Consider the following 4935-nt stretch of genomic DNA (forward strand, 5'->3'; position numbering starts at 1 on the left):
TCGAGCTTCGAGCTTCGAGCTTCGAGCTTCGAGCTTCGAGCTTCGAGCTTCGAGCCATTATTCAAAGCTCAGCGCCAGACGAGCAGCAGCAGGCCCAGCCCGGCCGCCACCAGCACCGGCCAGGGTTGCTGCTCCGCCCAGCCGAGCATCGGCTGCCAGGCCAGCGCCACCGCCAGCAGGATCGCCCCCAGGCGAAGGCGCCTGGCGCGCGGTGCCGCCCGCTGGAACCGCGCTTCCAGGCCGGTCAGCGCTTCCGTCTGCTGGCGATAGAGCCGGCGCTGCTGTTCGCGATCGGAGAGCGCCTGATGGGCGAGCACCGGCAGCTCGGGAATCTGGTGCGCCAGTTCCGGCGCGTGCTTCTGCAGCGTCTTCCAGAAACCCTTGGGTCCGGCGCGCTCGCGCATCCAGCGCTCGAGATAGGGTTTGGCGGTGCTCCACAGGTCCAGATCGGGATAGAGCTGGCGGCCCAGGCCCTCGATATTGAGCAGGGTCTTCTGCAGCAGCACCAGCTGTGGCTGGACCTCCATGTTGAATCGCCGCGCGGTCTGGAACAGTCCCAGCAGCACCTGGCCGAAGGAGATGTCCTTGAGCGGTTTCTCCAGGATCGGCTCGCACACCGCGCGGATCGCCGAGGCGAACTCGTTGGCCCGGGTGCCTTCCCCGACCCAGCCGGACTCGATGTGCAGCACCGCGACCTCGTAATAGTCCTGGCGGAAGAAGGCGAGCAGGTTGCGCGCCAGATAGTCCTGATCCTCGCGGGTCAGGCTGCCGACGATGCCGCAGTCGATGGCGATGTAGAGGGGTTCGGTGGGATTTTCCCGCGACACGAAGATGTTCCCCGGATGCATGTCGGCATGGAAGAAATTGTCGCGGAAGACCTGGGTGAAGAATATCTCGACGCCGCGCTCGGCCAGTTTCTTGAGGTCGGTACCCTGCGCCCGCAGGGCGTCGATGTCGGCGACCGGGATGCCGGTGATGCGCTCCTGGACCATTACCTGGCGGTGAGTCAGCGACCAGTGGATGGCCGGGACGTAGAGCAGCGGCGATCCCTGGAAGTTGCGCTTGAGCTGGGAGGTGTTGGCGGCCTCCTTGTTGAGGTCGAGCTCGTCGAACAGGGTCGCTTCGTAATCCTGAACCACCTCCACCGGCCTGAGGCGGCGCGCCTCAGGAATCCGTCGCATCAGCCGCGCGAAGGTGTAGAGCAGCCCGATATCCTCGCGCATGATGCGATCGATGCCGGGGCGGATGATCTTGACCACGACCTGCTCGCCGCTGTGCAGTTCGGCCGCGTGGACCTGGGCGATGGAGGCCGAGGCCATCGGTTCGGTCTCGAACGCGGCGAAAGCCTCCTCGACGGTCTTGCCGAGTTCGACCTCGACCATGGCACGGGCGGTCTCGCCGGGGAAGGGCGGAACCTGGTCCTGCAGGCGTTTCAACTCGTCGGCGATATCCGGTGGCAGCAGGTCGCGCCGTGTCGACAGCATCTGGCCGAACTTGACGAAGATCGGGCCCAGCGACTCCAGCGCCAGTCGCAACCGCTTGCCGCGCGAGTGATCGCCGATCGGAATCAGGCGAACCGGGGCGAAGCGCCACAGCCAGCGGATGACCGGCGGTAGTCTGTCCTGGGGAACCAGGCTGTCGAGGCGATAACGGGAGACGGTCCAGGCGATGCGAAATAACCGCAGACTCATGAATGCGACTCCCGGCGACGTTGCAATCTGGCCACTCTGGCCCCGACACGGTCGACGGACTGCTGGAGTTCGGTCAGGTGATCGCGCGCGACGGCGAGCTGGTCGCGACCTGCCAGCCAGCGTCGCTCCTCGAACAGATAGTCGCGCAGGTCCTGTTGCCACTCGTTGGCCAGGAAACGCGCCTGACGATCGAGGTGGCGGATGCCATTGGCCACGCCGTGGGCGGTACCGTTGCCCAGGATCCTGGACAAGGCCTCTTCCCAATCGATGTCGAGATCCATGAACAGGGTCTGTATCGGAGAGAGCAGCCCGGTCTGGCCGATGGCCGGCAGCTGGCCGCTGAACAGCAGGCGCTCGGGCGAGTCACCCGCCATCAACCGGGTCATCACATGCCGATCCACGGTGATGTCGAGATCATCCACATCGTGCCAGTCGTGCACGCGTCCAAGGGTGACGCCATCGGCATGGAAGCCGACGCGCAGCCCCAGCCGCTCCTCGGCGAAGGTCAGCCGCAGGGTGTGTCCGGCCAGACCGGCCAGCCTGGCGGGGGACGCCGGGTCGCGACGCAACAGCGTGTTCAGCGAGCGCTCCAGGGCGACCAGGGCGAAAGTCTCCACCATCTCGCCGGCCCTCAGAGCTTGATGCCGCGATGCAGGGCGACGATTCCGCCGGTCATGTTGGTATAGTCGACGCGCTCCAGGCCGGCAGCCTGCATCATGCCCTTCAGCGTCTCCTGGTCGGGATGCATGCGGATCGACTCCGCCAGATAGCGGTAGCTGTCGGCGTCGTTGGCCACCAGCCGACCCATCTGCGGGAGCAGGCGGAAAGAGTACTGGTCGTAGGCTTTCGACAGCAGGCCGTTGACCGGCTTGGAGAACTCCAGCACCAGCAGGCGTCCGCCGGGCTTCAGCACCCGCGTCATCGAGCGCAGCGCCGCGTCCTTGTCGGTGACGTTGCGCAGGCCGAAGGCGATGGTGATGCAGTGAAAGCTGTTGTCCGGAAACGGCAGGCTCTCGGCGTTGGCCTGTACGTATTTGACGTTGTCGCCGATGCCGTGGTCGATCAGCTTGTCGCGCCCGACCCGCAGCATGGATTCGTTGATGTCGGCCAGGATGACGCGTCCCGTCGGTCCCACGCGCCTGGCGAACTGGCGGGTCAGGTCGCCGGTGCCACCGGCGATGTCGAGCACGCTGTGGCCCTGGCGAACGCCGCTGCGCTCGAGTGTCAGCTGCTTCCAGAGGCGATGGATGCCAAATGACATCAGGTCGTTCATGACATCGTAGCGCGCGGCCACCGAGTGAAAGACGTCGGCCACGCGGGCGGCCTTCTCGTCGACCGCCACCTTTTCGTAGCCGAAGTCGGTCGTGCGCTTGTCCATGTGCTCTTCTCCGAGATGACGCGGGCGGCGAACGTCACGCCTGTTGGGGCGGTGGCGTCGCTGTCTGGGCGATGTGCTGCCGAGCGGCTCGAGCCGTGTGACCGACGCGCCCGAGCCGGGGCCAATCGATGTGAATCGACCGAGTCCGCATTGTAGCGTCTGGTCGTAAACTTGTCTGCGCGCATCGCGGCTGGCAGGTATGAGGCGCTGGCGTACCGGCGGCCTTGGTCTTGCATCCGGCCGGCTTCAGACCTGATGAATCTGGATCACGCCGGACTCCCGGGAGGCACCGGCGCGCTCGAGCCGGGTCAGATAGTTCTCCCACCAGGCCTGCTGATGGGTCGCCATCTCATGGAGATACTCCCAGGTGTAGAGCCCGGTATCGTGGCCGTCGTCGAAATGCAGCTTGAGTGCGTAGCGGCCGGTCTGGGTGATATCCAGCAGGCCGACGTTGCGCTTGCCGGTCTGCAGCACGGCTTCGCTGGGGTGATGGCCCTGGACTTCCGCCGAGGGCGAGTAGACACGCAGCAGTTCCACCGGCAGGCGATAGCTCTCGCCATCGGGATAACCCAGTTCGAGTTCCCGGTCACGCTTGTGATAGTGGACGCGATTGGGAATGGGGGCGGACATAAGAAACTCCTAGCTATAAGCTATAAGCCGTAAGTTTTGGTCTGCTAGTGAGAAGAGCCGTAAAAGAAAGAGAAGAACGTCGTTCTAGAGTTCTTCTCTTCCAGCCGCGAAGCGGCGCTCTTCCAACTTAAAGCTTACGGCTCCTCGTCAGAGGATATACCGCGACAGGTCTTCGTCCACCGCCAGTTCGCCCAGCTTGTCGTTGACGTAGTCGGCGTCGACGACCAGCGGACTGGTGAAGTCGCCGCCCTGGAACGAGGCTTCCTCGAGCAGCCGCTCCATCACGGTGTGCAGGCGACGGGCGCCGATATTCTCGGTGCCGTCGTTGACCTGCCAGGCGATCTCGGCGATGCGCGAAATGCCGTCTTCGGTGAACTGCACCTCCAGCCCCTCGGTGCCGAGCAGCGCCTGGTACTGCTTGGTCAGTGCCGCCGAGGGCTCGGTCAGGATGCGCTTGAAGTCGTCCGGCGTCAGCGCTGTCAGTTCGACCCGGATCGGCAGGCGACCCTGCAGTTCCGGAATCAGGTCCGACGGCTTGGAGAGGTGGAAAGCTCCGGAGGCGATGAACAGGATGTGGTCGGTGCGCACCATGCCGTGCTTGGTGGAGACGGTGGAGCCTTCGATCAGCGGCAACAGATCGCGCTGCACGCCCTCGCGGGAGACGTCGCCGCCGCTGCCGGACTCGCCGCGCTTGGCGACCTTGTCGATCTCGTCGAGGAACACGATGCCGTTCTGCTCCACCGCTTCCAGCGCGCGCTGCTTGATCTCTTCCTCGTTGACCAGCTTGGCGGCTTCTTCGTCCTGCAGGAGTTTCCAGGCGTCCTTGACCGTCACGCGGCGGTTTTCGGACTTCTGCTTGCCCATGTTGGCGAACAGGCTCTGCAGCTGGTTGGTCATCTCCTCCATGCCCGGCGGGGTCATGATGTCGACCCCTTGGCTTGCCGGCGTCACCTCGATGTCGATCTCCTTGTCGTCGAGCTGACCCTCGCGCAGCTTCTTGCGGAAGACCTGGCGCGTGGAGGAGTCGTCGCGGCCGGCATCGTACTCGCTGCCCCGCGGGCGCGGCAGCAGGGCATCGAGAATACGCTCCTCGGCGGCATCCTGGGCCTTGTGGCGCACTTCGGTCTTGGCCTGCTCGCGCACCATCTTGATCGCCATTTCCATCAGGTCGCGCACGATCGACTCGACGTCGCGACCGACGTAGCCCACTTCGGTGAACTTGGTCGCCTCGACCTT

Annotated in this window: 5 protein-coding genes; all 5 read right to left on the reverse strand. The window is 64.8% G+C overall.

Going from position 1 to position 4935, the window contains the following annotated elements; all coding sequences use genetic code 11:
• Positions 1 to 68: 68 nt before the first annotated feature.
• Entirely contained in the window at positions 69 to 1691 is a 1623-nt protein-coding gene (gene ubiB / locus Q0602_RS07365; protein ID WP_298841013.1) for a ubiquinone biosynthesis regulatory protein kinase UbiB, read from the reverse strand.
• Positions 1688 to 2311 carry a hypothetical protein gene (locus tag Q0602_RS07370; protein WP_298841015.1) on the reverse strand — a complete coding sequence of 208 codons (624 nt, stop codon included), beginning with the start codon at positions 2309 to 2311 and terminating at the stop codon, positions 1688 to 1690. Before Q0602_RS07370 ends, ubiB begins: the two co-directional genes overlap by 4 nt.
• A gap of 11 nt (positions 2312 to 2322) precedes the next feature.
• Positions 2323 to 3069, reverse strand: coding sequence for a bifunctional demethylmenaquinone methyltransferase/2-methoxy-6-polyprenyl-1,4-benzoquinol methylase UbiE (gene ubiE, locus Q0602_RS07375; RefSeq protein ID WP_298841017.1), 747 nt, complete (start codon positions 3067 to 3069; stop codon positions 2323 to 2325).
• A 246-nt stretch (positions 3070 to 3315) separates the two neighbouring features.
• Positions 3316 to 3699: a DUF971 domain-containing protein gene (locus Q0602_RS07380; protein ID WP_295039645.1), complete on the reverse strand. Its 384-nt coding sequence runs from the start codon at positions 3697 to 3699 to the stop codon at positions 3316 to 3318.
• A gap of 147 nt (positions 3700 to 3846) precedes the next feature.
• Positions 3847 to 4935, reverse strand: a 1089-nt coding sequence (gene hslU, locus Q0602_RS07385; protein ID WP_298841022.1) for an ATP-dependent protease ATPase subunit HslU, incomplete at its 5' end; no start/stop codon positions are given.

It is taken from the genome of uncultured Salinicola sp. (assembly GCF_937921195.1).
GTDB lineage: Bacteria > Pseudomonadota > Gammaproteobacteria > Pseudomonadales > Halomonadaceae > Salinicola.

Coding starts and splice junctions, on each gene's coding strand:
- ubiB (WP_298841013.1), bottom strand. CDS start 1,691: ATGAGTCTGCGGTTATTTCGCATCGCCTGGACCGTCTCCCGTTATCGC.
- Q0602_RS07370 (WP_298841015.1), bottom strand. CDS start 2,311: ATGGTGGAGACTTTCGCCCTGGTCGCCCTGGAGCGCTCGCTGAACACG.
- ubiE (WP_298841017.1), bottom strand. CDS start 3,069: ATGGACAAGCGCACGACCGACTTCGGCTACGAAAAGGTGGCGGTCGAC.
- Q0602_RS07380 (WP_295039645.1), bottom strand. CDS start 3,699: ATGTCCGCCCCCATTCCCAATCGCGTCCACTATCACAAGCGTGACCGG.